Annotated in this window: 21 protein-coding genes and 2 pseudogenes; 15 read left to right on the plus strand and 8 right to left on the minus strand. The window is 72.7% G+C overall.

All coding sequences use genetic code 11. The features are described from left to right. Positions 1–268 precede the first annotated feature (268 nt). Positions 269–379 (plus strand): annotated as a pseudogene (locus AC3CCI_RS03775) (YegP family protein); the annotation flags it as partial. Here AC3CCI_RS03775 and AC3CCI_RS03780 read toward each other — a convergent pair. Further along, positions 345–1,397: a sulfurtransferase gene (locus AC3CCI_RS03780; protein ID WP_488628150.1), complete on the minus strand. Its 1,053-nt coding sequence runs from the start codon at positions 1,395–1,397 to the stop codon at positions 345–347. The pseudogene AC3CCI_RS03775 and the gene AC3CCI_RS03780 sit on opposite strands and share 35 nt — an antisense overlap. Before the next feature lie 161 nt (positions 1,398–1,558). On the opposite strand from AC3CCI_RS03780, the gene AC3CCI_RS03785 reads away from it, so the two are divergent. Together AC3CCI_RS03785 and AC3CCI_RS03790 are read left to right on the plus strand one after the other, a co-directional pair. Then, entirely contained in the window at positions 1,559–2,281 is a 723-nt protein-coding gene (locus AC3CCI_RS03785) for a DUF4166 domain-containing protein (protein WP_354593696.1), read from the plus strand. Then, entirely contained in the window at positions 2,278–3,246 is a 969-nt protein-coding gene (locus AC3CCI_RS03790; protein ID WP_354593697.1) for an epimerase, read from the plus strand. Before AC3CCI_RS03785 ends, AC3CCI_RS03790 begins: the two co-directional genes overlap by 4 nt. Before the next feature lie 43 nt (positions 3,247–3,289). Here the strand turns inward: AC3CCI_RS03790 and AC3CCI_RS03795 are convergent, their stop codons facing one another. Continuing rightward, on the minus strand, positions 3,290–3,721 hold the full coding sequence (locus AC3CCI_RS03795) for an Lrp/AsnC family transcriptional regulator (RefSeq protein ID WP_488628151.1): 432 nt from the start codon (positions 3,719–3,721) through the stop codon (positions 3,290–3,292). 148 nt (positions 3,722–3,869) lie between these two features. Between AC3CCI_RS03795 and ocd the strand changes: the two genes are divergently transcribed. The 3 genes from ocd to AC3CCI_RS03810 all read left to right on the plus strand — a co-directional run bounded on the left by ocd (position 3,870) and on the right by AC3CCI_RS03810 (position 7,216). Then, positions 3,870–4,901, plus strand: coding sequence for an ornithine cyclodeaminase (ocd, locus tag AC3CCI_RS03800; protein WP_488628152.1), 1,032 nt, complete (start codon positions 3,870–3,872; stop codon positions 4,899–4,901). A gap of 57 nt (positions 4,902–4,958) precedes the next feature. Further along, positions 4,959–5,978 carry a citrulline utilization hydrolase CtlX gene (gene ctlX / locus AC3CCI_RS03805; protein WP_488628153.1) on the plus strand — a complete coding sequence of 340 codons (1,020 nt, stop codon included), beginning with the start codon at positions 4,959–4,961 and terminating at the stop codon, positions 5,976–5,978. 197 nt (positions 5,979–6,175) lie between these two features. Next, positions 6,176–7,216, plus strand: coding sequence for a TerC family protein (locus AC3CCI_RS03810; RefSeq protein ID WP_194595193.1), 1,041 nt, complete (start codon positions 6,176–6,178; stop codon positions 7,214–7,216). 181 nt (positions 7,217–7,397) lie between these two features. Here AC3CCI_RS03810 and AC3CCI_RS03815 read toward each other — a convergent pair whose 3' ends face one another. Together AC3CCI_RS03815 and AC3CCI_RS03820 are read right to left on the minus strand one after the other, a co-directional pair. After that, the gene (locus AC3CCI_RS03815) at positions 7,398–9,581 is read right to left on the minus strand and encodes a phosphoenolpyruvate carboxykinase (GTP) (protein WP_488628154.1); all 2,184 of its coding nucleotides are present in this window, start codon (positions 9,579–9,581) and stop codon (positions 7,398–7,400) included. Continuing rightward, on the minus strand, positions 9,578–11,221 hold the full coding sequence (locus AC3CCI_RS03820; protein WP_488628657.1) for a glyceraldehyde-3-phosphate dehydrogenase: 1,644 nt from the start codon (positions 11,219–11,221) through the stop codon (positions 9,578–9,580). The genes AC3CCI_RS03815 and AC3CCI_RS03820 overlap by 4 nt, the downstream gene beginning before the upstream one ends. A 237-nt stretch (positions 11,222–11,458) precedes the next feature. On the opposite strand from AC3CCI_RS03820, the gene AC3CCI_RS03825 reads away from it, so the two are divergent. Both AC3CCI_RS03825 and AC3CCI_RS03830 read left to right on the plus strand, forming a co-directional pair. Continuing rightward, a complete protein-coding gene (locus AC3CCI_RS03825; protein WP_488628155.1) occupies positions 11,459–12,892 on the plus strand; it encodes a helix-turn-helix domain-containing protein in 1,434 nt (477 codons plus the stop codon). Beyond that, positions 12,882–13,334: a DUF6314 family protein gene (locus AC3CCI_RS03830; RefSeq protein WP_488628156.1), complete on the plus strand. Its 453-nt coding sequence runs from the start codon at positions 12,882–12,884 to the stop codon at positions 13,332–13,334. Before AC3CCI_RS03825 ends, AC3CCI_RS03830 begins: the two co-directional genes overlap by 11 nt. A 118-nt stretch (positions 13,335–13,452) precedes the next feature. Here AC3CCI_RS03830 and AC3CCI_RS03835 read toward each other — a convergent pair whose 3' ends face one another. Beyond that, a complete protein-coding gene (locus tag AC3CCI_RS03835) occupies positions 13,453–13,701 on the minus strand; it encodes a glutaredoxin family protein (RefSeq protein ID WP_488628157.1) in 249 nt (82 codons plus the stop codon). A 373-nt stretch (positions 13,702–14,074) separates the two neighbouring features. Between AC3CCI_RS03835 and AC3CCI_RS03840 the strand changes: the two genes are divergently transcribed. Both AC3CCI_RS03840 and AC3CCI_RS03845 read left to right on the plus strand, forming a co-directional pair. Further along, on the plus strand, positions 14,075–15,472 hold the full coding sequence (locus AC3CCI_RS03840; RefSeq protein WP_488628158.1) for an MFS transporter: 1,398 nt from the start codon (positions 14,075–14,077) through the stop codon (positions 15,470–15,472). A gap of 271 nt (positions 15,473–15,743) precedes the next feature. Further along, positions 15,744–21,173: a beta strand repeat-containing protein gene (locus AC3CCI_RS03845; RefSeq protein ID WP_488628159.1), complete on the plus strand. Its 5,430-nt coding sequence runs from the start codon at positions 15,744–15,746 to the stop codon at positions 21,171–21,173. Positions 21,174–21,296: 123 nt separating this feature from the next. On the opposite strand, the gene AC3CCI_RS03850 is transcribed toward AC3CCI_RS03845, so the two are convergent. Beyond that, positions 21,297–21,482 carry a hypothetical protein gene (locus tag AC3CCI_RS03850; protein WP_354593707.1) on the minus strand — a complete coding sequence of 62 codons (186 nt, stop codon included), beginning with the start codon at positions 21,480–21,482 and terminating at the stop codon, positions 21,297–21,299. A gap of 275 nt (positions 21,483–21,757) precedes the next feature. Here AC3CCI_RS03850 and AC3CCI_RS03855 point away from each other — a divergent pair, with 275 nt between their 5' ends. From AC3CCI_RS03855 to AC3CCI_RS03875, 5 genes and pseudogenes are all read left to right on the plus strand, one after another. After that, positions 21,758–22,264, plus strand: coding sequence for a hypothetical protein (locus AC3CCI_RS03855; RefSeq protein WP_488628160.1), 507 nt, complete (start codon positions 21,758–21,760; stop codon positions 22,262–22,264). Next, positions 22,261–22,434, plus strand: a pseudogene (locus AC3CCI_RS03860) (DUF6611 family protein); the annotation flags it as partial. The gene AC3CCI_RS03855 and the pseudogene AC3CCI_RS03860, both read left to right, overlap by 4 nt. Positions 22,435–22,459: 25 nt before the next feature. Further along, on the plus strand, positions 22,460–22,810 hold the full coding sequence (locus AC3CCI_RS03865) for a DUF6611 family protein (protein WP_488628658.1): 351 nt from the start codon (positions 22,460–22,462) through the stop codon (positions 22,808–22,810). 180 nt (positions 22,811–22,990) lie between these two features. Then, on the plus strand, positions 22,991–23,527 hold the full coding sequence (locus tag AC3CCI_RS03870) for a hypothetical protein (RefSeq protein WP_488628161.1): 537 nt from the start codon (positions 22,991–22,993) through the stop codon (positions 23,525–23,527). A gap of 284 nt (positions 23,528–23,811) precedes the next feature. After that, a complete protein-coding gene (locus AC3CCI_RS03875; RefSeq protein ID WP_488628162.1) occupies positions 23,812–24,180 on the plus strand; it encodes a hypothetical protein in 369 nt (122 codons plus the stop codon). A 392-nt stretch (positions 24,181–24,572) separates the two neighbouring features. On the opposite strand, the gene AC3CCI_RS03880 is transcribed toward AC3CCI_RS03875, so the two are convergent. Together AC3CCI_RS03880 and AC3CCI_RS03885 are read right to left on the minus strand one after the other, a co-directional pair. After that, complete coding sequence (locus tag AC3CCI_RS03880) at positions 24,573–25,109, minus strand: putative immunity protein (RefSeq protein WP_354593711.1); 537 nt, start codon at positions 25,107–25,109, stop codon at positions 24,573–24,575. 36 nt (positions 25,110–25,145) lie between these two features. Beyond that, a complete protein-coding gene (locus AC3CCI_RS03885) occupies positions 25,146–25,631 on the minus strand; it encodes a GNAT family N-acetyltransferase (RefSeq protein WP_488628163.1) in 486 nt (161 codons plus the stop codon). Positions 25,632–25,675 lie beyond the last annotated feature (44 nt).

Below are 25,675 nucleotides of genomic sequence, written 5' to 3' on the forward strand. Positions count from 1 at the left end.
CGAGACTGCCATCCGGGGCCGGGCGCTCTCGTGTGCCCGGCGGACCGGCCGCCGAGACGGGTCGGTGCGACCGCCGATCCCCGGAGGGGGGAACGGGGCTCGAGGCGGTCGCACCGACTCCGTCAGTCTGTCGCATGGAATGTCACATGTCAAAAGGTCTCCGACCCGGCTGACGCGTGGGCCGGAGGTGAGTCGGTCGGTCGCGGGGCGCCGGCCCTAGGCTGTCGCCACGCAGAGCGCGTGGACCACATCGGGCAAGGGGTCACCCATGGCAGGCAAGTTCATCGTCACCCAGGACGCCTCGGGTGAGTACCGCTTCGTGTTGACGGCGAGCAACGGCGAGGTCATCGTGTCGTCCGAGGGCTACAAGCAGAAGGGGTCGGCCATGAACGGCATCGACGCCGTGCGCAGCATCGCGGTCGACGCCGTCGTCGACGACCGCTCCGCCGTGCCGACGCCGGGCCACGCCGACTGAGCCCGACGCGCTGCCGCGGGCCCTGCCTGAAGGGTGAAGGGCCTGCCGGAGCTGCGGTCCGCCGCCGACCCGCGTCGCCTCCCCCGGGGCCGTCTCCCGTCGCGAGGGGACGGGTCGGGTCGTTCGACCACGCGCTCCACGACCCCGCGAAGAGCACGGGCTCGAAGCCCGCGATCGTCGCCGCCAAGGCGTTGTGCGCCGCCGTGATTCCCGACCCGCAGTAGACGGCGACGGGCGTCGAGGGCCCGACCCCCGCCTCCTCGAAACGCGCCCGCAACCGGGCCGCGTCGACGAACCGACCCGACTCGTCGAGGTTGCCCGCGGTCGGCAGGTTGACGGCACCGGGGACGTGGCCGGCCCGGGGGTCGACGGGTTCGACGTCGCCGCGGTACCGCTCGGCGGCGCGGCTGTCGACCAGCACGCCGGTGCGGGGCCAGGCCGCCGCCTCGTCGGCGTCGATGACGGGCCACGGGTCGTCGCCCAGCGTGACTCCGCCGGGTCGCGCGACCACGTCGCCCTGCTCGAGCGGGAGGCCCGCCTCGCGCCAGGCCGACAGTCCCCCGTCGAGCAGCCGGACGTCGGCCAGGCCGGAGGCTCGCAGCAGCCACCAGGCGCGCGCGGCCGACTGTCCGCCGAGGTCGTCGTAGACGACGACGGCGTCGCCGTCGTCGACGCCCCACCGCCGGGCCGCCGCCTGCAGGTCGGCCCGGTCGGGCAGCGGGTGTCGCCCGTCGATCGGGTCGCCGTGTCGGGCCAGCTCGGCGTCGAGGTCGACGTAGACGGCGCCGGGCAGGTGCCCCTCGCGGTGGGCCGGGCGGCCGTCCGGTCGGTCGAGCCGCCACCGCACGTCGAGCAGGCGGACGACGCCGCCACGCTCGAGGGTCGAGGCGAGCTCGGTCACGGTGACGAGGGGGTGGCTCATTCCGACGAGGCTAATCGTCGCGCGCCTCCTCGCGGCGGCCCCGACCTGCCCCGAGGAGGCGCGCGCGGCCCGATCGCGCTGCGTCACGACTCGCACATGAGGACTTCTCGACGTCGAGGGAACGCCGGACGGTGGACCGGTCGGTCCCCTAGCGTGAGGTCATGACCGTGGCGCGCTCCCCGTACGAGGCCGCGCTGGGCGACGGGCTCGACCGGCTGCACCCGCGCCTCCGGCCGTACTTCGCGGCCGTGCCGGCCGGCTCGGTCGGCCGGGGACGGGGCACGTTCGCCGTCGTGGGCACGCCGAGGCGATGGCTCTGGCCCGTGCTGTGGGTGCTCGGCCGACAGGGCGTCCTGTTCGCGGTCGACCGCCGCGACGTGCCGTTCCGCGTCGAGAACCGACCCGCGACCGCCGCGAGCGGCGAGGTGGCCGTCACCGCCGTCCGCACCTTCGCGTTCGCGGACGGGACGCGCCGCATGGTCGACGAGATCGCGGCCCGGGGCGACGGCCTCGAGGACCACCTCGGCCACCGGCGCCGCTGGTCGGCCCGACTGCGGGCCACGGTCGTCGACGGTGCGCTGACCATGGTCTCGACGAGCACGGCGCTCCGGCTCGGCCCGGTGCGCCTGGGCCTGCCCCGCGCGGTCGCGCCCCGCGTGACGCTGCACGAGAGCTACGACGAGTCGGTGGGTCGGCAGCGCGTGTCGGTCGTGCTCGACTCCCCCGCCCTCGGCCGCCTGTACGAGTACACCGGCCACTTCGACTACGAGGTCGTCGCCGACGACCCCGCACCGACAGACGGGCCCACCGCACCCGCCGCGTCCACCGGGCCCGCCGGCGACGACCACCCCGACCGACCACACCGACGAGGACCACGCCCATGACCGACCACATCGTCCTCGCCGGAGCCAGCGGCTTCATCGGACAGCACCTCGCCGAGGCCTTCCGCGCCGAGGGCGCCCGTGTCAGCCTGATCGGCCGCCACGGCCCCGACGCCTCGTGGGGCGACACCGCCGGGATCACCGCCCTGCTCGAGGGGGCCGACCTCCTCGTCAACCTCGCCGGCAAGAGCGTGAACTGCCGCTACGGCCCCGAGAACCGGGCCGAGATCATGCGGTCGCGGGTCGAGACGACGCGCGAACTGAAGGAGGCGGTGCTCGCCTGCACCGCGCCTCCCCGGGTCTGGATGAACTCGTCGACCGCGACGATCTACCGCCACGCCGAGGACCGCCCGATGACCGAGTCCACCGGCGAGATCGGTTCGGGGTTCTCGGTCGACGTGGCCACGTCGTGGGAGGCCGAGTTCTTCTCGGGCGAGCTGCCCTCGACCCGCCGCGTCGCCCTGCGCATGGCCATCGTGCTGGGCGACGGCAGCGCGCTCGTGCCGCTGATGGGCCTCGTCCGGGCGGGACTCGGCGGCCCGCAGCTCGACGGCCCGTGGCCGGCGACCCGGGCACGGCTCGCCGCGGGCACGTACCACCGCGAGGGCCGAGGGGGCGGACGGCAGAAGTTCAGCTGGATCCACGTCGACGACGTGCTCGGCGCGATCCGGTTCGCCCGGGCCGACGACTCGCTCGAGGGCGTGCTCAACCTGTCGTCGCCTAACCCGAGCGACAACCGAGGCATGATGCGCACCCTGCGCCGCGTGCTCGGCGTGCCCGTCGGCCTGCCCGCCTGGCGCTGGATGCTCGAGCTCGGCACGGCCGTGCTGCGCACCGAGACCGAGCTCGTGCTCAAGAGCCGGTGGGTGCTGCCCGAACGGCTGGTCGAGGGCGGCTACGAGTTCGTCCACCCGCACCTCGACGAGGCGCTGAAGAGCATCGTCGCCGGGAGGCGCGGCGCGGCCTGAGCGGGCGCGGGCACGGCCTGAGCAGTCGCGGGCGCGGGCACGGTCAGCGCAACACCGAGCTGAGCAGCAGGCTGGTCTCGCTGTTGACGACGCCCTCGACGCTGCGGATGCGGGCGAGCACGCGGTCGAACTCGCCGAGCGACGACGTGCGCAGCTCGGCGACGAGGTCCCACCCGCCGTTCGTGGTGTGCAGCGACACCACCTCGGGGAACCCCCGCAGCTGCCGGATGACGTGGTCGGTCGAGCGACCCTCGATCTCTATGAAGCCGATGGCCCGGATCAGGTCGGGGTCGTCGGCCTCGCGCACCCGCACCGTGTAGCCGAGCACGGTGCCCGACGCCTCGAGGCGGTCGAGCCGTGACGTGACCGTCGCCCGGGTCACGCCCAGTCGCCGCGCCAGGCTCGCCGCCGACTCGCGGGCGTCGACCCGCAGGGCGGCCAGGAGGCGGCGGTCGAGTTCGTCGAGATGCGCCATGACACGAAAAGTACAGCACGTCTGCGCAGATCGCCTGTCCGGGCGTGCGGAATGGCGCTCGATGGTGATTGTGGCTGCACATCGCCCAGTCCTAGCGTGGTGGCACCCGGACGCGAGACCGAGCCGGGCCGAGCAGGAGGAGGCCGCCGTGGTGCACTTCGTGGACGTGCAGAACATGATCCGCTGGGTCACCGACCGGGGGGTCGGCCCGATCACCAGCGGCATGGTGACCGCCCTCGAACGCGACTTCGCCCGCTGGCCCGCTTTCGACAAGTCGCCCCGCGTCGCCTCGCACAGCCCGATCGGCGTCATCGAGCTGATGCCCGCCAGCGACAGCGAGACCTACGGCTTCAAGTACGTCAACGGCCACCCCTCGAACCCCGGCCGCGGCTACCAGACCGTGACGGCGTTCGGGGTGCTCGCCGACGTCGACACGGGCTACCCGACCTTCCTCGCCGAGATGACGATCCTCACCGCCCTGCGCACGGCCGCCACGAGCGCGATGGCCGCCAAGCGCCTCGCCCGGGACGACTCGCGCGTCCTCGCCCTGATCGGGGCGGGGTCGCAGGCCGAGTTCCAGGCACTGGCGATGCGCGCCTCCCTGGGGCTCGAGACGGTCCGCGTGTTCGACGTCGACCCGCACGCCACCGCGAAGTTCGTCCGCAACCTCGAACCGCTCGGCTTCGACATCACGGTGTGCGCGAGCCCGGGCGAGGCGGCCGAGGGCGCCGACGTGATCACGACGTGCACCGCCGACAAGCAGAACGCGATCGTCCTGCCCGACGAGGCCGTGCGCCCCGGCGTCCACGTCAACGCGATCGGCGGCGACTGCCCCGGCAAGACCGAGCTCGACCCCGCCACCCTGCGCCGGGCCGACGTGTTCGTCGAGTACCCCGAGCAGACCCGCGTCGAGGGCGAGATCCAGCACCAGCCCGCCGACTTCGCGGTCACCGAGCTGTGGCAGGTCGTCGCCGGGCAGCGTCCCGGTCGCACGGACGACGAGCAGATCACGATCTTCGACTCGGTCGGCTTCGCCATCGAGGACGTCTGCGCCCTCAAGTACCTGCGCGACGACGTCGTCGGCACCGACCTCGCCGTCGAGATCGACCTCGTCGCCGACCCCGACGACCCGAAGGACCTCTTCGGGCTCGTCGCCGCCCGTCGGCCCGTCGGCGTCTGACCCCGGTCCGACGTCGAACCCGGAACCCCGAGCCCCGAACGCCGAGCCGAGTCCGTCGTGACGATCCTCGACCGCCCGCCCCGCGCCTCCTCGGCGTCGCCCCCCGAGCTCCGTGCCTCCTCGCGCACCCGAAGCGCCGACGAGGAGGCGCGGCTGACCACGCAGTCCCCCGCCGCGGTCGTGATGGTGCGACCGCACCACTTCACGCCGAACCCGCAGACGGCCGCCGACAACGCGTTCCAGACCGACCCCGCCGACGTCGACGCGACCCGGGGCGAGCTCGCCGCGCGGGCCGCCGCCGAGGTCACCCGGGCGGCGGCGGCCTTGCGCGGGGCGGGCGTCACGGTGCACCTCGTCGACGACGAGCGGACCGACCGGCCCGACGGGGTGTTCCCGAACAACTGGTTCTCGACCCACGGCGACGGCCGGGTGGTGCTCTACCCGATGCACTCGCCGAACCGCCGGGGTGAACGCCGCGCCGACGTCGTCGACCTGCTGCGCGACGGGTACGCCGTCACCGACGTGCTCGACCACTCGTCGCTCGAACGCGACGGCCGCGTCGTCGAGGGCACCGGAGCGCTCGTCGTCGACCACGTCGACCGCGTCGCCTACGTCGCGCTCTCGCAGCGGGCCGACCCGGCGGCCGTCGCGGTGGTCTGCGCCGACCTCGGCCTCGACGTGCTGGCCTTCACGGCGACCGACGCCGAGGGCGTGCCGATCTACCACACCAACGTCATGATGAGCGTGGCGTCGCGCTTCGCCCTGGTCGGCCTCGAGTCGATCGCGTCGACGGGCGAACGGAGGCGCGTGGTCGAGCGCCTGACGGCCTCCGGACGCGAGGTGGTCGCCCTGAGCCGTGACCAGCTCGGCGAGTTCGCCGGCAACGCCCTCGAGCTGCGCGGCGCCGACGGACCCGTGCTGGCGATCTCCGCACGCGGCTGGGCCGCGCTCACCCGGACGCAGCGGCTGGCCGTGTCGCGGCACGCCAGGCCCCTGCCGCTCGAGGTGCCGACGATCGAGCTCGCCGGAGGATCGGTGCGCTGCATGCTGGCCGGGGTGCACCTGACGCGACGGTGAGGCGGTCGCCGGACCGCGCCTCCCGGGCCGTCGAGTTCTTGCGCTCCCTGCACCTTCCCAGGAGGGTCACGGTGGCTTGATGGCTCGCCCCCAGCACGCACCCACGTACGGTTCTTCTAGGAGCTTGCCGCCCGTCGTCGACCGATCGCGTCGACGTCCCACCCGCCTCATCAGCCCGACCCACCCGGAGCACCCCCGTGGACGTCTCACTGACCACCTGGCTCATCACGATCGCGGTCACCATCGCGTTCTTCGTGTTCGAGTTCTTCACCCACGTGCGCAAGCCGCACGAGCCGACGATCGGCGAGTCCGCCCGCTGGTCCGCGTTCTACATCGGGCTCGCGCTGCTGTTCGGTGTCGGCATCGGCTTCGTCAGCGGGTGGGGCTACGGCGGTGAGTACTTCGCCGGCTACCTGACCGAGAAGGCGCTGTCGATCGACAACCTCTTCGTCTTCCTGCTGATCATGACCGGGTTCGCGGTGCCACGCATGTACCAGCAGAAGGTGCTGATGATCGGCATCGTCATCGCCCTGATCATGCGCGCCGGGTTCATCGCCGCCGGCGCCGCGCTGATCGAGAACTTCTCGTGGGTGTTCTACCTGTTCGGCGCCCTGCTCTTCGTGCTGGCCTACCAGCAGATCAAGGGCGACCACGGCGGCAACGCGGCCGACAACGCCTTCGTCAAGATCGCCCGCCGCATCCTGCCCGTCGACGACGAGTTCCACGAGGACAAGTTCACCGTCAAGAAGGGTGGCAAGCGCTTCGTCACGCCGCTGCTGCTCTGCGTCATCGCGATCGGTTTCGTCGACCTGGTGTTCGCCCTCGACTCGATCCCCGCGATCTACGGTCTGACCAACGAGGCGTACATCGTCTTCACCGCCAACGCCTTCGCCCTCATGGGCCTGCGTCAGCTGTACTTCTTGATCGGCGGCCTGCTCGAGCGCCTCGTCTACCTGTCGCAGGGCCTCGCGATCATCCTCGCCTTCATCGGCGTCAAGCTGGTCTTCCACGCCCTGCACGTCAACGAGGTGCCGTTCATCAACGGCGGCGAGCCGCTGCTCTGGGTGCCCGAGATCCCGATCTGGTTCTCGCTGCTCTTCATCGGCGCGACCATCACCGTCGCCACGATCGCCAGCCTCGCCAAGACCCGCGGCGACGCCCAGAAGGCCAAGCGCGACGAGATCGAGGGCGAGAAGGTCACGGTCGCCAAGGACGCGGACGACCCCACGCGCCACTAGGCCTCGGCGTCGGGCCGGCTCGACGCGGCACCGCACCGCGTTTCGTGCACGGCACCCCGACTAGTCAGGGTGCGGTGCACGAAACGCGGTGCGGTGTCGTGTGAGGGGCTCCGCGTCCCCACGACGCGGAGCCCCGGGCCCGTCACCCGCTGATCACGGGCGGCGGGAGTCGTCGGCCCCGTCAGCCGGCCGGCGTGCCTGCCGCGCCCGCGGTCGGCACGGCCGCGCCCGCGGTCGGCACGGCCGCGCCCGCGGTCGGCACGGCCGCGCCCGCGGTCGGCATGGCCGCGCCCGCGGTCGGCACGGCCGCATCCCTGGTCGGCACGGCCGCACCAGCGGTCGGCACGCCCGCACCCGCGGTCGGCACGGCCGCGCCCGCGGTCGGCCCGCCGGCGGCGGCGGCCACCTCGAGCCGGGTGCGCAGGGCGGCCAGCTCGTCGCGCAGCGCGTCGGGCAGGGTCGACCCGAACCGGTCGAAGAACTCGGCGGTGAGGTCGCACTCGGCGAGCCAGGCGTCCGTGGGCACCGCGAACGACTCGGCCAGCGCCTCCTCGGTGAGGTCGAGGCCGTCCAGGTCGAGGGCTCCCGGGGCGGGAGCCAGGCCGAGCGGCGTCTCGACGGCGTCGGCGGTGCCCGCGAGGCGTCCGGCGATCCAGGCGATCACCCGGGAGTTCTCGCCGAAGCCCGGCCAGAGGAACGACCCGTCGGCCCCCTTGCGGAACCAGTTGACCTGGAAGACCTGCGGCGCCCGGTCGCCGAGGTCGGCGCCGAGCCGCAGCCAGTGGGCGAAGTAGTCGCCCATGTCGTAGCCGCAGAACGGCAGCATCGCGAACGGGTCGCGACGCAGCTCGCCGACGACGCCCTCGGCCGCCGCGGTCTGCTCGGACGCCACGGTCGCACCGACGAACACGCCGTGCTGCCACGACCGGGCCTCGGTCACGAGGGGCACGTTCGTCGCGCGCCGCCCGCCGAACACGATCGCGTCGAGGGGCACGCCGTCGAACGCGTCCCAGTCGGGGCTGAGCGACGGGCACTGCTCGGCGGGGGCCGTGAAGCGCGAGTTCGGGTGAGCCGCGGGGGTCGACGAGGCGGGGGTCCAGTCCTCGCCCCGCCAGTCGACCAGGTGCTCGGGCGCGTCGTCGGTCAGCCCCTCCCACCAGACGTCGCCGTCGTCGGTCAGCGCCACGTTCGTGAAGATCGTGTTCGCGTGCAGGGTGCGGACGGCGACGGGGTTCGACGTCTCGCCGGTGCCCGGGGCGACCCCGAAGAAGCCCGTCTCGGGGTTCATCGCCCAGAGCCGGCCGTCGGGTCCGGGCTTCATCCAGGTGATGTCGTCGCCGAGGGTCTCGACCCGCCAGCCGGGCAGGGTCGGCTGCATCATGGCGAGGTTCGTCTTGCCGCAGGCCGACGGGAACGCCGCGGCGACGTGGAACGCCCGCCCCTCGGGGCTCGTGACCCTGATCAGCAGCATGTGCTCGGCGAGCCAGCCCTCGTCGCGCCCCATCGTCGACGCGATGCGCAGCGCGAAGCACTTCTTCGCCAACAGGGCGTTGCCGCCGTAGCCCGAGCCGAACGACCAGATCTCGCGCGTCTCGGGGAACTGGGTGACGTACTTCGTGTCGTTGCACGGCCAGGCGACGTCGGAGCGAGTCGTGCCGTCCGCGTCCCGCAGCGGGAACCCGACGCTGTGCACGCCGCGGACGAACGGCACCTCGCCGTCGGCCCCGCCGAACGCGGCCAACGGCTCGGAGCCCACGCGAGCCATGATGCGCAGGTTGAGCACGGCGTAGGCCGAGTCGGTGAGCTGGACGCCGAGCTGCGAGAGCGGCCCGCCGACGGGCCCCATGCTGAACGGCACGACGAGCATCGTGCGGCCCCGCATCGACCCGGCGAACCAGGGTCGCAGCTCGCGCCTCATGGCCCCGGCCTCGCGCCAGTTGTTGGTGGGTCCGGCGCCCGCGGGGTCGGTGGTGCAGATGAAGGTGCGGTCCTCGACGCGGGCGACGTCGCCGGGGTCGGTCCGGGCCAGGTGGCTGCCCGGACGCAGCACCGGGTCGAGCGGGATCAACGCGCCGCTCGCGACGAGGTCGGCGGTCAGCCGCTCGGCCTCGGCGTCCGAGCCGTCGATCCACTGCACGGCGTCGGGTTCGAGCAGGTCGACCTGCTCGGCGACCCAGGCGACGAGCGTGCGCGGAGCCCACGACGGGGCAGGGACGTGGCGCCGCCGTGCCGCGCGCGCCCAGTCCGTCGGCGGGGCCGTCGGCGGGGCGGTCGGCGAGGCCGAGGAGGCGCGGGTCGCGTCACCCGCGGAGGCGCGGGTCGCGTCGCGCAGGACGCGGTCGTCGTGGGGTCGGGTGGTGATCATCGCGTGGCCTCCAGGGTCAGGTCGAGTCGGTCGTCGGGGTGGACGGGCAGCGGTGCCGCGTCGGGAGCGGGGACGCGACCACCTCCGGCCGATCCGGTCCGTGCCGGATCGGGCGTCGGGAGGGAGACGTCCTCGCGCGGGGCCGGGGAGGCGGAGACGGCGCGCGGCGCTCGGGGCAGGGAGGGCGGCGTGCCACCGGCCAGGTGCTCGAGCAGCCGGACGACCTGGCAGCTGTAGCCGAACTCGTTGTCGTACCAGACGTAGAGCACGACCCGGCGACCCCAATCGCCGCCGGCACCGTCGCCGGCGGCACCGCTGCCGGCGACACCGCTGCCGACGACGCCGTCGCCGTCGCCGGACACCACGGTCGCGAGCCCGTCGACGACGCCCGCGTGGCGCGAACCGACGAAGTCGGTCGACGCGACCTCGGGCGACTCGACGTAGTCGATCTGTCGCCGCAGGGGCGAGTCGAGCGAGGCACGCCGCAGGTGCGCGTTGAGCTCGTCCCGGTCGACCGGCTGCCGCAGCCGCAGGTTCAGCACCGCGACCGAGACGTCGGCCGTCGGCACCCGGATGGCGCTGCCGGTCAGGCGTCCCGCGAGCTGCGGCAACGCCTTGGCGACCGCCTTCGCGGCGCCCGTCTCGGTCAGCACCATGTTGAGCGAGGCCGAGCGCCCCCGCCGGTCGCCGGGGTGGAAGTTGTCGGTCAGGTTCTGGTCGTTCGTCACCGCGTGCACGGTCTCGATGTGCCCCGACTCGACGCCCCACCGCTCGTCGAGGGCGGCCAGCACCGGCGTGATGGCGTTCGTCGTGCACGACGCGGCGGCGACCACGGCCTCGTCGCCGACCGATTCATGGTTCACGCCGAACACGACGTTCGGGATGCCGCCCCGGCCCGGGGCCGTGAGCAGCACGCGCGACGCGCCCCGCGCCTCCAGGTGTCGTCGCAGGGACGGCTCGTCCCGCCACCGGCCGGTGTTGTCGACGACGATCGCGTCGTGGATGCCGTACCGCTCGTAGTCGACCGTCGCCGGGTCGTCCGAGTAGATCACCTGGATCGTCGTGCCGTTCGCGACGATCGTGTCGGTGGCCTCGTCGACCACGATGGTGCCCGCGAAGGGGCCGTGGATGGAGTCGCGCCTGAGCAGGCTGGCACGCTTGACCAGGTCGTCGGCCGAGCCGCGACGCACGACGACCGCCCGGAGGCGCGCGCCTCCTCGTCCCCCGGCGTGCTCGATCAGCAGCCGCGCGACGAGCCGCCCGATGCGCCCGAAGCCGTAGAGGACGACGTCGCGGGTCGCGGCGCCGTCGTCACCGCGACGCCCGACGACCTCGGCGAGCTCGGTCCGGACGACGTCCGCCACCGACGCGGCGGCCCCGCCCCCTCGTCGCCCGAGGCGCTCGGCACGGAGCCGGGCGCTCAGCCGGGCCAGGTCGATCGACGCGGGTCCGAGGTCGAGCCCGTCGAGCAGGTGCAGCACCGCCAGGGTCTCGCCGGGGTCGAGCGCGTGGTCGCCGAGCCGGCGGGCGAAGCGGTGCAGCTTGAGGACGCCGACGGGCGACCGGTCGAGCAGGCTGCGCCCGTGGATCGACACGACCACGCCGTCGCGCCGCCAGAGCCGACCGATCACCGGGATCATCGCCTCGGCGAGCGCGAGGCGCCCGGCCCAGTCGTCCTGGCGTTCGTCGTACCGGACGACGGGGTCGTCGGTCGGGCCGGGGGCGGTGGGCGTCGGTGCCATCGTGTCTTCTCTTGTCGTCGAAAGGGGTGTTTCTCCACGATGACCGCCGTCGACCTTGATCTGCAGGTCGGTGATGCGTAAAGATCGGGTGTTCTTTCGCTCTCGTCAAACAGACGCCTCCGAGAGGGGTGCCCCGTGGTCGACGCCGACCCCCTGCTGCTCGGCCAGGCCGTGCGGCACGCCCGCACCGCCCGCGGCCTGACCCTCGACCAGCTCGCGTCGCGCGTCGAGGTGAGCGCGAGCCAGCTCTCGTTGATCGAGACCGGGCGTCGCGAGCCCAAGATCGGTCTGGTCAGGGCGTTGGCCGGCGCCCTCGACGTGCCCCTGGCGACCCTGCTCGCCGCCGAGCCGCCGAGCGAGCGCGCGGCGCTCGAGATCGAGCTGGCCCAGGCGCAGCGGGGCTCGCTGTACCGGTCGCTCGGCCTGCCCGACGTCAAGGCGAACAAAGGGTTGAGCACGCCGGCGCTCCAGACCATCCTCGGGCTGCACCGCGAGCTCGCGCGTCGGCACAGCGAGGCCAGCGCCACCCCCGAGGAGGCGCGGCGGGCGAACACCGAACTGCGGCTCTGGATGCGCGAGCGCGACTCGCACCTGCCGGACGTCGAGGACGTCGCGGCCGACCTGCTCCGCACGGTCGGGCACACCGCGGGCGCCCTGTCGCACAGCAGCGTGAGCCGCATGGCCCGCAGCCTGGGCCTCGAGATCATCCACGTCGCCGACCTGCCGCACTCGGCACGCTCGGTGATCGACCTCGCCAACGGGCGGATCTACCTGCCGCCCGCGTCGATCCCGGGTGGTCACGGCCTGCGAGCACTGGCGCTGCAGGCGATGGCGCACCGCCTGCTCGGGCACGAACGCCCCTCGACCTACGCCGAGTTCCTGCGGCAGCGACTCGAGATCAACTACTTCTCGTCGGCCTGCCTCATGCCGCTCGACGCGGCGGTGGACTCGCTGCAGAAGGCCAAGGCGCAGCGCGACCTCTCGGTCGAGGACTTCCGCGACGGCTTCGGCGTCACCCACGAGGCGGCGGCGATGCGAATGACCAACCTGCTCACGTCGCACCTCGGCATCCGCATGCACTTCTTGCGGGTCACGGGCGACGGGGCCATCGCCAAGGCCGCCGAGAACGACGGCCTGCCCCTGCCCGCCGACGTCACCGGCGCCGTCGAGGGTCAACTGGTGTGCCGCCACTGGGCCGCCCGCACGGCCTTCGCCCGGACCAACCGCACCACCGAGCACTACCAGTACGACGACACCCCCGCGGGCACGTTCTGGTCGGCCTCGCAGACCGGCACGACCGAGCACGACGAGTTCTCGATCACCGTCGGGGTGCCGTTCGCCGACGCGAAGTGGTTCCGCGGTCGCGACACCGAGCGACGGGAGACCTCGACCTGTCCCGACGAGTCGTGCTGCCGTCGTCCACCGGCCGGCCTGGCCGCACGGTGGCGCGACGCGGCGTGGCCGAGCGCCCGGCTGCACGCCCACGTGCTCGCCCCGCTGCCCTCGGGCACCTTCCCCGGCGTCGAGGACACCGAGGTCTACGAGTTCCTCGAGCGCCATGCCGGCTGAGACGCTCGCGCTGCTGCTCGGCCGTTGGGCGGTGGTCCGCGAGATCGACGACCACCGCACGGGCGAGCACGCCCGCTTCGACGGGACGGCGACGGTCGTGGAGGCGCGGGCGGCCGGCGATCTCGTCGCGACCTACGACGAGACGGGCGAGCTGGTCGTGGCCGACCGGCGGACGCCCGCCACCCGGCGCCTCGGCTACGCCGCCCGGGCCGACGGTGTGCTCGACGTGCGCTTCGCCGACGGCCGGCACTTCGTCGACCTCGACCTGCGGTCGGGAGCCTGGGAGGCGCACCACCCGTGCGCACCGGACAGCTATCTCGTCGAGACGCGGGTGCTCTCGCCGACGTCGTTCGTCGAGCGCTGGACGGTGCGAGGACCCGCCAAGTCGTACGACGCGCTCACGACGTACGAGCGCGTCGCAGGGCATCCCGCCACGAGGTGAACACGCCGCCACACGTTTGCGTGGCGGAGTTCTCACATCGTGGCGGGGTGGTGGGCCCGCGCGCGGCGGGCCTGCGCGCGGCGGGCGGGCGCGGTGGTCAGCCGGCGACGCTGCCGGGTCAGAGCTTGGCGGAGAGCTCGGCGTCGGTCGGCTCGACCAGGTGGCTGCCGTCGGGGAAGACCACGACGGGGATCTGCGTCCGGCCGCTCACGGCGTAGGCGCGGTCGGCCCCGTCGGCGACGGCCTCGAGGTCGACGTAGTCGTAGGCCACGCCCTCGCGGTCGAGCAGCGCCTTCGAGCGGCGGCAGTCGCGGCACCACTCGGCGCCGAACATCAGGATGCGGTCGGGGGCGGTGTCGGTGCTCATGGCGACCAGGGTACGCGGGGTGACGGGCGTCGGGCACGGTCGCCGCGCCTCCTCGTCCCGACCGGCGCCGTCGACGACGGGCACCGCCCGGGCGAGCTGCGCCGCCACGGTCGGGGCCCCGCTCGCCGCGAGCGAACGCCGCCTCGTTCTCGTTCGGGGGCCTTGCGTGCCTCCGGGGGTCGCATGTCACACTGGACGGGCGCCCTCGTCGTGGAGTGGCAATCCCCCAATCCACCCGCCAGCAGCACGGCCCGCGACGAGTGTGCCGCATCGTGCAGACCGGGGGTCGACCACGAGTCGACCCGCCGACGTCCGCGGTGCCCCCCGACGAGACCATCGTCGTGCGCACGCGTCACGGGCCCGGAGGTACCCCGTGACCGACACCCTTCAGCGCCCACCCGAGACCGCGAGCACGCCCGCCGTCAGGCCGACCGCCCCGCCCGGCGAACGCGTCGCGGCCGGGCACCCGCGTGACGACCGTCCGACGCCGCAGCCGCACCGGCTGACCCCGTCGGGCGTCGTCGGCATCGCCGTCCTCGGCCTCGCGACCTTCTTCGCCATCACGACCGAGCTCAGCCCGGTCGGGCTGCTCTCGACGATGAGCCGCGACCTCGGCGTCACCGAGGCCCGACTCGGCGTCGTCGTGACGGTCTACGCCGTGGCCGTCGCCGCCCTCGCCCTGCCGCTCACCTGGGCGACCGCGCGGTTCCCCCGCAAGGCCGTGCTCGTCACCACGCTGGTCGGCTACACGGTCTCGAACCTGATGGTCGCGCTCGCGCCGAGCTTCGGCGTGCTGCTCACCGGCCGCGTGGTCGGCGGCATCGCCCACGCGCTGTTCTTCTCCGTGGCCTCGGCCTACGCGACGCGCATCGTGCCGGCCCGCCTGGCCGGTCGGGCGATCGCGTTCGTCTACTCGGGCAGCTCGCTCGGCTTCGTGGTGGGCGTGCCGCTCGCCACCACCGTCGGCGACCAGCTCGGCTGGCGCCCGGCCGTCGGAGCCGTCGCCGTCGCCACCGCGGCCCTTGCCGTCGTCGCCGCCGTGTTCCTGCCGCACGTGCAGGGCGAGTCGTCGCCGCACGTCGGATCGGTGCGCTCGTGGGCCCGGTCGGGGCTGCTCGCGGTCATCGTGGCCGACCTCATGCTGTTCGCGGGCCACTACGTCGTCTACACCTTCGTCGGCCCCTACCTGACGGGAGCCGGCCTCGGCGAGGACCTCGTCGGCGGCGCCCTGCTCGTGCTGGGCGGTGCCGGCGTGATCGGCCTGCTGGCGGCCGGCGCCTTCGTCGACCGGGCCCCGCGTCAGACCCTGATCGTGGCCGTCGCCGTGATGATCGGCGCCCTGGCCACCCTGCCGTTCGTGCACGGATCGCTCGTCGGCACCTTCGTCGTCGCCGGGCTGTGGATGGCCGCCAACGGCACGACCGGCACCCTCTTCATGGCCGCGGCGATCCGCACCGGCGGGGTGAGCCCCGACATCGCGGGCGCGCTGGTCAACGCCGGATCGAACGTCGGCATCGCTGCCGGGGCCGCCATCGGCGGTCAGGTCTACGGCCTGTCGGGTCTGGCCACCGTGCCGTTCGCGGCGGCCGCGATCGTGGCGATCAGCCTCGCCGTGATCGTGGCGGGCCGCCGGGGCTTCCCCCTGGTCGGCCACGCGCAGGCCACCCTGTCGACCTCGTCGCTGGCGGTCATCACGTCGTCGGTCGCCGTCGTCACGACGTCGATCCCGACGGTCGGCCGGGACCGCCGCGGGCGTCGGCCCCGCCGCTAGGCGACCAGGAGGCGCGGGTCACGTCCTCGGCCAAGCGACCCGCGCCTCCTCGTACCCCGGTGTCCCCCACAAGGCGGACCGGAAAACCCCCCGCTCTGGGGACTCCGCTCGACAGCAGAGAAGCTTTATTGTCGAAACATCCACTTCCGTGGTGCCCCCGTACCCGTGGGGGCGACACGCGGGCCCCTGAACCCCCGCGTGCCGAGAGCACGACAGACGTCCGGTCGGATCCGACCCGGCCGGACGCCCCCACCCGAGGACACCACCACCCATGTCGCTTCTCCGCGCCTCCGCGCGCCCACGCCGTCGCGCCCTCTCGTTCGCGGCCTTCGCCACCGCCTCCCTGCTGGCGGCCGTCGCCGTCACCCAGGCCGTCGCGCCGGCTCCCGCCCAGGCCGCCGCGGCCCTGTCGTGCGACCAGAACACCATCTACGCCACCGCCGGTCAGGGCCAGTTCGTCGCGATCAACGTCGCGGCCAACACGGTGTCCGACGTCATCGCCGGAACGGCCAACCCGTTCTCACCCGCCAACAACGGCCTCGGCGTCGGACGCAACGGCCTCGACGCCTACGCCTTCACGAACGGCACGGCGAACGGCTCGAACGGCAACGTCCTCGCCCGGTACGACGCGGCGAGCGGAGCGGTCACCACCGTGGCCGACGCGAACCCGGCCGGTGCCCCCGCCTCGACGCTGCGCGGCGCCGTCAACCCCGTCACCGGCATCTACTACTACGCGACCGGCGGCGACCCGGCCACGATCTCGGCCTACAACCCGAAGACCGGCGAGAAGATCGGCGTCGTCGGACGCATCCCCGGGCTGCAGGCCGGCAACGGCGACTTCGCCTTCAGCACGCAGGGGCTGCTCTTCGTCGTGGCCAGCAACGCGGTCTACCGCCTGAACGACGAGACCATCCCGACGACGGCCGGCACCACCTCGCTCGCCGCCACCAAGCTGACCGACCTGCCCACGGGCACGAACAGCCCCGGCATCGCCTTCTCGTCGGACGGCTACCTCTACGTCTCGTCGGGCATGCAGATCATCAAGCTCGACTCGAGCTCGGGTGCCGAGGTCAGCCGCATGACGACCCCGGCCATCAGCAACATCACCGCGTACTCCGACCTCGCGAGCTGCAACTACGCCAACACCCTGACGGGCAAGGCCGACGTCAAGGGCCGCTGGAAGTCCGGCGACCAGTTCGCCCTCAAGGTCGACGGCGGCAACCTCGCCTCGCCCGCGACCGCGACGACGTCCGGCGACGCGACCGGCGTCCAGGCCCAGAAGGCCGGCGCCGCCCTGGCGATCCCCGCCCGCACCTACACGGTCTCGCAGACCGCGGGCAACTCCTCGACCCGCCTGGCGGACTACTCGACGACCTACGACTGCACGAACGTCAACAGCTCGACGTCGGTGGCCTCGGGCTCGGGCAACACGGCCCGGTTCAGCTTCCCGGCCGCGAGCAGCGCCGACGGCACCGACGTCGTCTGCACCTTCACGAACGCCGTGGCCGCGACCTCGGCCGCTGCCAGCGACGACCAGGCGACCACCGCCTCCGGGACCACGCTGACCGTCGACGCGCCCGGCGTGCTCGCGAACGACGCGGGCACCGACCTCACCGTCACCTCGAACACGCAGCCCGCGAACGGCAAGGCCACCGTGGCCGCGGACGGCTCGTACGCCTACACGCCGGCGAAGGGGTTCTCGGGCACCGACACGTTCCAGTACACGACGACCGACGGAGGCGGTGGCACGTCGACCTCGACCGTCACGATCACCGTCACCCCGTCGAGCAGCGACGACGTCGCGACGGCCCGCGCCGGCCAGCCGCTCGTCGTGGACGCCGCCTCGGGCGTGCTGTCGAACGACTCGGGCAGCGGCCTGACCGCCGCGGTCGCGACCGGCCCCTCGCACGGCTCCCTCGTGCTCGGCCGTGACGGCTCGTACCGCTACGTGCCGGCCGACGGGTTCTCGGGCACCGACTCGTTCACCTACACGGCGACCGACGCCGACGGGGCGCAGACCACGAGCACCGTCACCGTCACGGTCCTGCCCACCGCCGCGGACGACACGGCGAGCGCCGTCTCGGGCACGCCGACGACCATCGCGGGCAGCGACCTCACCGCCAACGACCGGGGCGTCGACACGACGGTCACCGCGGTCTCGACGCCCGGGCACGGAACCGCCTCGGTGACGCCCGCCGGTGACGTCGCCTACACGCCCGCCGGCGACTTCTCGGGCACCGACACCTTCGACTACACCGTCACCGACGGCCAGGGCGGCACCGACACCGCCACGGTCACCGTGACGGTGGCCCCCCGCGCCTCCGACGACTCGGTCGACGCCGTCGCGGGTGCACCCCTCGACGTGCCGGCCGGCCGCGGCCTGCTCGCGAACGACGGCGGCACCGGCCCCCTGACCGCCGCGGTCGCCACCGCCCCCACCCACGGCACCGTGGTGGTCTCGCCGGACGGCTCGTTCGTCTACACGCCGGAGAAGGGCTTCTCGGGCACCGACTCGTTCACGTACACGCTGACCGACGGCAACGGGACCACGAGCACTGCGACGGCCACCGTGGGCGTCGCGCCGAAGGCCGTCGACGACGCCGTCACCGTGCTCGCGGGTCGCAACGCGCACGTCGACGGACCGGGCGTGCTCGGCAACGACCTCGGCACCGGCCTCACCGCCGCGATCGTGACCGGGCCGCAGCACGGCACGGCGACCACCGCCCCGAACGGCGAGTTCGACTACACGCCGGCCCCCGGGTTCTCGGGCACCGACACCGTGACCTACCAGGTCACCGACGCCGCGGGCCGCACCTCGACCGCGACCGTGACGATCACGGTGAAGCCGGTGGCCGTCGACGACCAGGCCACGACCCCGAACGGCACCACCGTGACGATCGCGGCGCCCGGCCTGCTCGGCAACGACCTCGGCACGGGCCTCCGCGTCACCGACCACGGCACCCCCTCGCACGGCACCGTGACGGTGGACGCCGACGGCACCTGGAGCTACGCGCCGGACGCCGGCACCTCGGGCACCGACTCGTTCGAGTACCAGGTGACCGACGCGTCGGGACAGACCACGACGGCCCAGGCCTGGGTGATCGTCGGCGACCTCGCCGTGGCCGACCAGGGCACCGCGACGGCGGGCCGACCCCTGTCGGTCGACGCCGCGAACGGCCTGCTGTCGAACGACAGCGGCACCGGCCTCACCGCCGTGCTCGACGGCGCCCCCCGCCACGGTGACGTGACCGTCGCGAAGGACGGGTCGTACGTCTACACCCCCGCGACGGGCTTCTCGGGCACCGACTCCTTCACCTACACGGCGACCGACGCCGAAGGGCAGAAGAGCACGGGCATCGTGACGATCGTCGTCGTGCCCGACGCGGTCGACGACACGACCTCGACGACGGCCGGCACCCCGGTCACCGTCGCCGCGCCCGGCGTGCTCGGCAACGACCTCGGCACCGACCTGCGCGCCGAGCTCGTCGACGCCCCGGCCCACGGCACCGCGACGATCGCGGCCGGCGGCACCATCACCTACACGCCCGGCGACGGCTTCTCGGGCACCGACCAGCTGACCTACCGCGCCACCGACCCCTCGGGCGGCTCGGACGTCGCGACCGTCACCGTCCACGTCGGTCCGATCGTCGTCGACGACTCACCCGTCGGCGGCACGGTCGCCGACCAGCCCCTCGTCGTGGACGCCGCTCACGGCGTGCTCTCGAACGACACGGGCACCGACCTCACGGCGAAGGTCACCGACCAGCCGAAGGCCGGCACCGTGACGATGGGCCCCGACGGTTCGTACACCTACACGCCGGAGCCCGGCACCTCGGGCAAGGACACCTTCGGCTACGAGGTCACCGACGGCAACGGCCAGAAAGGCACGGGCACCGTGACGATCGTGGTCGCCCCGAAGGCCGTCGACGACGTCGCCACCGTCGTGGCCGGCGGTCACGTGACGGTCGCCGCCCCGGGCGTGCTCGGCAACGACGTGGGCACCGGCCTGACCGTCACCGCGGTCACCCCGGCGTCGCACGGCACCGTGACGATCGCACCGGACGGCACGTTCGACTACACCCCGGCACCCGGGTTCTCGGGTGACGACATCGTGGTCTACACGGTCACCGACCGCGACGGCGGCACGGGCACCGCGACGGTCACCGTGACCGTCACGCCCCGCGCGATCGACGACCGCTACACGACGCCCGCCGCGACCACCCTCACCGTGCCGGCCCCCGGCCTGCTCGGCAACGACGTCGGCACCGGCCTGACCGTGACGAGCGTCGGCACCCCGGCGCACGGCACGATCGCGACCCGGCCGGACGGTTCGGCGACCTACACGCCGCAGCCCGGCTTCTCGGGCACCGACCGCGTCGAGTACACCGCGACCGACGCGTCGGGCCGCAGCACGACGGCCGTCGTCACGATCGTCGTCGGCGCCCTCGCCGTGGATGACGCCGGCACCACCCGCGCCGGCACCCCGCTGACCGTCGACGCCGCGCGCGGCGTGCTCTCGAACGACTCGGGCAGCTCGCTGACCGCCACGCTCGACGCTCGCCCCGCCCACGGCACGGTCGACCTGGCGAAGGACGGTTCGTACGTCTACACGCCGTCGGCCGGGTTCTCGGGTGTCGACACCTTCACCTACACGGCCACCGACGGCGAGGGCCAGACCCGCACCGGCACCGTCACCGTCACGGTGCTGCCGACGGCGGTCGACGACAGGGCCGCGACCCCGGCCGACACGACGCTGACCGTGGCCGCCCCCGGCGTGCTGGGCAACGACCTGGGCACGGGGCTGCGCGTCACCGCGACCGGCACCGCCACCCACGGCACGGTCACGATCGACGCCGGTGGTCGCCTGGTCTACGCGCCGACGGCCGGGTACTCCGGCCCGGACGCCGTGACCTACACGGTCACCGACCGTGACGGCGGCACCGCCACCGCCACGGTCCGCATCACCGTGGGCGTCAAGGCCGTCGACGACAAGGGCACGACGATCGCCGGACAGCGCCTGGTGACCGGCAAGGTCGGCGGCGTGCTGGGCAACGACGACGGGTCGGCCCTGTGGGTCGTCCTGGCCTCGAAGCCCGCGCACGGCACCGTGACGATGCAGCGCGACGGCTCGTACGAGTACCTGCCGGACGCCGGCTTCGTCGGGGTCGACTCGTTCGACTACACGGCGACCGACGCCTCGGGGCAGACGTCCCGCGCGACGGTGACCATCACCGTGCTCGGTGCGGCGGTCGCGGTCGACGACGAGCAGCGCGGCACGACCGACCACGCCGTCACCGTCGACGTCACGACGAACGACACCCCGACCCAGGGCGCGACGTTCGACCGCGGCACGCTCGTGATCGTGGACCCGGCGACCGGTGACGGGGTCAGCACGCTGACCGTGCCCGGCACGGGCACCTGGACGGTCGTCGACGGCAGCGTCGTCTTCACCCCCGAGGCCGGCTTCGACTCGAAGGCCTCGGTCCAGTACCGCGTGACCGACACGGCCGGGGTGACCGTCCAGGCCGTCGTCACGGTGACGTTCCCGATGATCCTGACGGCGACGCAGCTCGCCTTCACGGGCAGCGCCTCCGTCCTCGGCATCGCCGCGATGGCCCTGCTCGGGGTCGCGATCGGCCTGGCGCTGTCGCGTCGCGGCCGCCGCGTCACCGGACCGATCCGCGGTCGTCGCGCCGAGTAGCGCCCGACACCACGACGTCCCCGTCCGCCGGCCCTCTCGCGAGGAGCCGTGCGGGCGGGGACGTCGGTCGTTCAGGAGGCGCGGTGCCGGGAGGCGCGGAGGGCGCCCGACCCGGCGGGTCGGCTAGCGCTGCTGCCGCTCCTGCTGCCAGGGGAATCCGCGCACGAGACGCTGCCACGGCGACGGGTGACGGACGGGAGCCTTCTCCTCGCCGGGTCGATCGCCCCGGTGGTCGCCGCCGTTGACCGAGTCGGCCGGGTCGATCGCCCGCGCGTCGGCCTGGGCCAGCCACATGTGGTCTTGGAACATCCGGTGCCTCCTGGAGACGAGCGGGCGGATCGACGAGTCCTCGAACACTAGACCCCTCCCCTGCGCGGGGTGGCGACTCCTCGCGACGTCGTCGGCCCGGTCGTCCCGGGTGTGGCGTAGGAGTGCCGTCAGGATGGCGGTCGAGGGCGCACGGATGTCGTCAGGCCCGCCTCGGGCGACGAGCGGGTCTCGTAGGACTGTCTCATGCACTCTCACCCTGCTCGGTCCGTGACGGACCGCCTCCGGTCCCGTCCCGTCGGCGCGGCGGATCGCTCGTGACCCTCACCGACATCCTGCCGTCGATGCGGCGCGTCATCGCCGATCCGTTCACCGTCGATTCGTGGCCCGCGAGGACCCACGCGACGGTGGACGACATCGTCATCGGTGGCGTCTCCCTCGTCCGCCTCGCCGGCATCTGCGAGACCCCGTGCGTCCACACGGGTGCGGCCCTGATCCCCCGCTCGGGCGGACGCGTGTCCCCGGTGGACGACGCGACCGCGATCGTGGTCAGCGTCCGGACGGTGAGCCGTCACACGTCCGGCGCGACCGTGGTCCAGGTCGACGGCCGGCTCGGCTCGGCACCCGTCGTCATCGGCGAGCTCCGGCTCATCGGGAGGATCTCGACCGTGCACGACACGGCCGTGGTGGTGGGGCTCGACGACGAGGGGCCGTCCGTCGCGGTCGTCGACCTCCCCGCGGACCTCCGGGTCGGAGACCTCCTCGCCGTCCCCTGCCCCGGAGACGTCACGGTGGGGCGCGTTCGACGCCACCAGGCCCGATGAGTGCGTCCTCAGCGTCCCGTTCCGTGCGCCACGCCGTCCACGACCTGGTCGACGGCGCCCATTCCTGGGGCAGCCTGGACCAGGCGCCGGCTCGGTCGACGGTCGTCCAGCAGATCAGCCTGACGGTGTACCGACCGGGCACGACCCTGCACGATCGTCGCCTCCTGCACGCCCGGCAGACCTGGCCCCTGGCCCCTGGCAGGAGCCGTCCTCGCCGTGTCGGTCGTGATCGTCATGGCGTCGTGGGCACCACCGCACGTCACCGGACTCGCGGCCCTGGTCGCCTGGGTGCTCGGGTTCGCGGTCATCGAGCTGACGACGCGTGGACTGCGCGAGTCGACCCGAGAGCTGTCCGCATCGTCGACCTGCACCCCGGACGGACTCGTCGTCGTGGGCGACGCGACGTGCGTGCGTGCGACCGCGGCGCGACTGTCCGCCCTGGAACGAGAACTCGACGCGGGGCACATCTCCACCGAGCGCTACCTCGCCCGGTGGGAAGAGGTCTGGCGGACACTACCCAGCGCGCAAGCAGGGCCAGGGACGTAGTCGGTCACGCCGTCTGACGCGCGAGCTGGTCGTGGCGATCCAGGAACAGCGTCCCTTCCGGAGCCCGTGGATCGAGTCCAGCTCGTCGAGCACGCCGACGTCCGACGTGTGGCCGCCATTCACGGCGGAGGGAGAAACCGGCATGGACGGGACTGCGGGGGCTGTCCCTAGGCTGCCGTCATGGAACAGGACTTGCCTGCGCGGTGCGAGGACGTCGGTGGCACGCACTTCGAGGTGGTCACAGCAGGGACGACGGACCCGTCCGAACCTCTGATCGTCATCGGCTACTGGGCCGAGCAGGGCGATCCGCACGGCCCCTACCCAGACCCACACGAACTCGTCGACCCTGATCAACCGCGAGAAGAACGGCTCGCTGTCGTCGACTACCTCACTCGCGGTCTCGTAGCCCGGGCCTACACGGGCTGGTCGAGGTGTCGCATCTGCGGTGACCCGAAGAACGGAAACCTCGAGCTCACGGACGGCACGTTCCTCTGGCCTGAAGGCCTGGCTCACTACGTCCGAGACCACGATGTCCGACTTCCCACGGCCTTCGTCGAGCACATCTCCCGACAGGACGACCATCTGTCGAGTCGGCGGGACGACCATGCCGGGTGGTGGCGGCGCAACGCCCATCTCGTCGGCCTGCGCGAAGTCTTTCCGCCCGATGAAGAAGACGACCCCGGCGACCGACCTCGACGCTCGAGTGCCCACGCCTAGTCGGACGCGTGCCCGTCGATCCGGATACTCGCCGTTGCCCGAAGGTCCAGACGCGATCGATCAGAAGGAAGATCAGTGCCCAGATCGACCATGGCCGCAGGGACCGGCCGACGACACGCGCATGTCCGCATCCGCTGGTGAGGAAACCGAGAAGGGCTCTCGTACGGGACAATCGTTGCGTGCTCAAGCTCCCGGTACCCGGCGCCGTCCTGCTCTCAGTACTGCTTCTCGCGGGATGTTCCACACCGGAGCCATCCCTCCAGGACGACGAGTGGGCCGCCCGCATGACGCAGCTGCTCAGCGACCCCGCCGGAGAAGGTGGAGCCGGTGGGCAGATCACGACGGACGACTCCGCTCAAGGCACCTCGCCAGCGCAGGTCACACTCGGGAGCGTCCCCGCCGGCGACTACGACGTACTCGCCGTGTGTCGCGACGCCGACCTCGTCCACCTGCGCATCGTCCGGTTCGCGGAGGCGCACGAGCCCGCGACGACCTACACCGAGGCCGACATCCCCTGCGGCGCCACGCTTCGCCTGCCCGTCGTGACCGACACCACCGGTGTCACGATCGAAGCATCCGGTCCGGTCGACTCACAGTGGGAGGCCGCGATCGTCACTCCGAACTGGCAGCCCCCGGTCACGACGTCGGACTGACGTGGCAACCCCCGGTGCCCGGCCGCAGGCGCACGAGTAGCCGCCTGCCTCCGTGGCGTCTCATTCGACGACCGTCTGTCGGGCGGGTGGCCTGTGGATCGAGGCGTCCCCGCGGACGAGACCGGCGTCGATCGAGAGCCGTTGGCCCCGCCGTGACCGACGGAGCCAACTCCCTCGGGATCAAGCCCCTGCTTTCAGCAACTGATGACTCGTCGAAGCGAGGTCCTCCGACGGTACAGGCTCGACTCCACGCGAACCATTCGTCACGTGGGGCATCGAGTAGCAAGCCGAAGTCCAGGCGCATGATGCAGCGCGGAACCGAACCTAGGACATGCCGGGGCCCGCGGAGAGAGTTCCTATCGGGAAGCGCAGAACGGGACGATGGTGAGAGCTCAGTTCAGCTCGGCATTCCTGAGGGCGGCTTGCAACGCGTGGATCGTTTGTCCCAGCGCACCAGAAGCCAGGAGCCCCGAACCGAGAGGACCCGACGAGTTCTCTCCGAGAAGCGGCAGGGTTCGGAGCGCGGCCCGTACTGAGCGGCTCATGTGCTGCACCTGCCATCGGACCTCAGCCTCCCCGCCACCCGGTGCCGCCAGCTCGGCCGCTTTCGCCGCATAGGCGGCTGCGCCAAGAGCGTGAGCGCCCATGTGCGCTACGCCAGCAGCTTGCGCCGCGGACCACGCCGCTGCTTTGCCCGCCGGGGAGGCCGTCGATTGCGCGGCCCGACCCGCGACGAAACGACGCCGAATCTCTCCTGCTGCACTTAGCTCACCGCGAGAGAACGCTCGCGCTCGAGCAATCCCGTCCCGTGGTCTGTCGTCCTCGGGCACCTCGGCCTCAAAGAGAGGCAAGACCCTCTCTGCGCAATCCGCAGCCCACGCTGCGACAAGACGGCGATCATTCTCGGACAGTGACTGCGGAGAGAGCATGCCAGCACTCTCGCAGACGGTCCGGTCGACGATCGTCTATCGGGCGGTCAGGACTCGTTCGTAGAGAACGAGGGAGCCGCTTCGTCCCACTTCTGCGAGGCCGCCCTTTGTGAGGACGCGACGGGACGCGACATTGTCTGCTTCCGTGTCCGCCGCTGCGATCGTCGCCCCGCGCAGACCGGCGTGATCAAGAGCGAGCGAGACAGCCGACGATGCAAGGCCCGCGCCCCGGGCCGATGGAACGAGCCCGTACCCGAACTCGACTCGGCCTTCGGCGTCCGGAGGACCGAAAAACCCTAAGCCACCCACCGCTATCCCGTCCGACGTACGTCGGACGAGGTACATCGTGAAGTCCGGGTCAGGAGCCGTCGACGCGGCCAGCAATTTCAGAGGATCGATCTCGTCACGGAACGGGTACTCGGCATGCCACTGGTCACCGGGTCGCTCGTCACGAGCCACGATGCGCCGGGCGAGGGCTGGCGTGATGGGTTCCAGAGCGACTGTGCTGTTCCGCAGGATCATGCGCCGATCTTCTCGGGGAGAGGGGCGAGCTCCTGGACCGGCCG

Source organism: Frigoribacterium sp. CF331, assembly GCF_057787905.1.

Excerpts from the sequence above, each read along its gene's own strand:
- AC3CCI_RS03780 (WP_488628150.1), bottom strand. The coding sequence starts at position 1,397 with ATGAGCCACCCCCTCGTCACCGTGACCGAGCTCGCCTCGACCCTCGAG.
- AC3CCI_RS03815 (WP_488628154.1), bottom strand. The coding sequence starts at position 9,581 with ATGATCACCACCCGACCCCACGACGACCGCGTCCTGCGCGACGCGACC.
- AC3CCI_RS03820 (WP_488628657.1), bottom strand. The coding sequence starts at position 11,221 with ATGATCCCGGTGATCGGTCGGCTCTGGCGGCGCGACGGCGTGGTCGTG.
- AC3CCI_RS03835 (WP_488628157.1), bottom strand. The coding sequence starts at position 13,701 with ATGAGCACCGACACCGCCCCCGACCGCATCCTGATGTTCGGCGCCGAG.
- AC3CCI_RS03845 (WP_488628159.1), top strand. The coding sequence starts at position 15,744 with ATGTCGCTTCTCCGCGCCTCCGCGCGCCCACGCCGTCGCGCCCTCTCG.
- AC3CCI_RS03870 (WP_488628161.1), top strand. The coding sequence starts at position 22,991 with ATGGAACAGGACTTGCCTGCGCGGTGCGAGGACGTCGGTGGCACGCAC.
- AC3CCI_RS03885 (WP_488628163.1), bottom strand. The coding sequence starts at position 25,631 with ATGATCCTGCGGAACAGCACAGTCGCTCTGGAACCCATCACGCCAGCC.
- AC3CCI_RS03830 (WP_488628156.1), top strand. The coding sequence starts at position 12,882 with ATGCCGGCTGAGACGCTCGCGCTGCTGCTCGGCCGTTGGGCGGTGGTC.
- AC3CCI_RS03875 (WP_488628162.1), top strand. The coding sequence starts at position 23,812 with ATGACGCAGCTGCTCAGCGACCCCGCCGGAGAAGGTGGAGCCGGTGGG.
- AC3CCI_RS03795 (WP_488628151.1), bottom strand. The coding sequence starts at position 3,721 with ATGGCGCATCTCGACGAACTCGACCGCCGCCTCCTGGCCGCCCTGCGG.
- AC3CCI_RS03880 (WP_354593711.1), bottom strand. The coding sequence starts at position 25,109 with ATGCTCTCTCCGCAGTCACTGTCCGAGAATGATCGCCGTCTTGTCGCA.
- AC3CCI_RS03850 (WP_354593707.1), bottom strand. The coding sequence starts at position 21,482 with ATGTTCCAAGACCACATGTGGCTGGCCCAGGCCGACGCGCGGGCGATC.
- AC3CCI_RS03790 (WP_354593697.1), top strand. The coding sequence starts at position 2,278 with ATGACCGACCACATCGTCCTCGCCGGAGCCAGCGGCTTCATCGGACAG.
- AC3CCI_RS03785 (WP_354593696.1), top strand. The coding sequence starts at position 1,559 with ATGACCGTGGCGCGCTCCCCGTACGAGGCCGCGCTGGGCGACGGGCTC.